This window comes from Streptomyces synnematoformans (genome assembly GCF_039531005.1).
In the GTDB taxonomy this organism is placed as follows: domain Bacteria; phylum Actinomycetota; class Actinomycetes; order Streptomycetales; family Streptomycetaceae; genus Streptomyces; species Streptomyces synnematoformans.
In genome coordinates this window covers 1-1,729 of sequence record NZ_BAAAPF010000618.1, presented here as the reverse complement: position 1 = coordinate 1,729, position 1,729 = coordinate 1, and the positions used below count along the sequence as shown (strand labels likewise).

Sequence of the window (1,729 nt, the reverse complement as noted above, 5' to 3'; positions counted from 1 at the left end):
GACCGCGCCGTACGCCGCGAGCCGCGGCCCGGCGGCCGTCAGCAGCACCGCGGCGGGCGTCAGCCCCGCGTACACCAGGCCCTGCGCGTGCGCCTGCAGCACCGCCGCGGCCAGCGACACCCCCAGCCGGCAGACGTACCCGAGCGGCAGCGGCCCGCCGAGCGCCGCCAGCGCCGTCGGCAGCGGCAGCGCGGGCGCGCAGTCGTACGCCACCCACGGCTCCTCGTCCTGCTGCGCCACCCCGGCCGCCGCGCGGACGTGCCGGCCTCGGAGGCGAACCGGACCCGGAAGCCGCGGTCGCCGGCGAGCGCCGCGGGCGGCGCCATGAGCACCACGACCCGGCCCAGCGGCTCGCTGTACGCCAGGTGGAACCGCGGCCCGTCCGCGTCGGCGGCGCCGTCCGGGCCCTCCGGGCCGTACGCGCCGAGCGGCGCCAGGATCCGGTGCGGGCCCACCGTCTGCGGCGGGCCGCCCGCGGCCGTACCGCCGGCGGAGCCGCCTGCCGGGCCGTCGGCGCCCGTCAACGTCTGCATACGAACAATCCCCCTTGCCGCCGCGCGCTCAGTCCAGCGGCAGCGCGTACACGCTGCTTCCGCTCGCGACCACGGCCGTGTCCTTGCCGACCGCCACCCGGCGCCGGTGGGCGTACTTCGGCTTGCCGCGCCGCATGTCGGTGAACCGCCACAGCAGGTCGCCGCCGTCCGTGTCGTACGCCAGCACCTGCGTGTCGTCGCCCGCGATCAGGAACCGCTCGTCGGGCGTGACGTGCAACGCCGGCGCCTGGACGAGCACCCCGACGTACGCCAGCTCCGGGTTGCGCTTCCACTGCTCCTCGCCCGAGTCCCGCGCCACCGTGTGCACGGCGCGGAACGTGTCGAGGGCGTGGATCCTGTCCCCCTGCACGGCGGGCGGGCCGAAGTTCTGCGGGTTGGTCTCCTCTTCGTCCCACGGCTCGGCGGTCAGGTCCCACAGCTCGGCGCCGTCGCCGCCGGCGTCGTAGCCGCGCATGGCCGTGCCGGCGGTGGCGACGAGCACGCCCTTCCCGGCCGCGGCCCAGTGGCCGCCCGCCATGCCGGCGTACTCCTGCGCCCACCGCTCGTCGCCGCTGCCGAGGTCGAGCGCGGAGACCGCGGCCGGCTTGTCGCGGTGGGTCGCGTCCTCGTCGGCCTCGGGCACCAGGACGACGGCGTCGCCGAGGAAGAGCGCGGCGGTCGCGGCGGCCGTGCCGGGCGAGCGCCACAGCTCGCGGCGCGCGGCGAGGTCGTAGCCGACGACGGTCAGCTCGCCGCCCTCCTTGACGGTGAACGCGGCGGTGTCGCCGGCCACGCCGAGGAGCGCGCCGTACGGCGTCCGGCCGCCCTTGCGGTACTTCTCCGACGTCCACACGACCGCGCCGTCCTCGGCGTCGAGCAGGGCGAGGTCCTTGCCGGGCACCAGCACCATGCCGTCGCCGAGCGGCACGGCCCCGGCCGTGGCGCGGACGTCCGGCTGCTCCCACAGCTCGTCGCCGGTGCGCAGGTCCATCGCGTAGACGCCGGACTTCGCGACGACCAGCGCGGCCCCGCCCCCGGCGACCACCGGCGGGCCGACCGGGTCGACCTTGCCCAGGCCCTTGCCCCACAGCACGGGGGGCGGGGCGCCGGTGAGCCGCTTCTTCGCCGTGTTGCGGGCGGCCAGCCGCTCGGCGGTGGTCGGCGGCGGAGGCGGGTCCTCGGCGGTCGCCGCCCAG

1 protein-coding gene and 1 pseudogene are annotated in these 1,729 nt (G+C 77.8%); both read right to left on the bottom strand.

The window, feature by feature from the left end:
• Positions 1-240 (bottom strand): annotated as a pseudogene (locus ABD317_RS36585) (PQQ-binding-like beta-propeller repeat protein); the annotation flags it as partial.
• A 321-nt stretch (positions 241-561) separates the two neighbouring features.
• On the bottom strand, positions 562-1,729 hold a 1,168-nt coding region (locus tag ABD317_RS36580), incomplete at its 5' end, for an outer membrane protein assembly factor BamB family protein (RefSeq protein WP_344296311.1).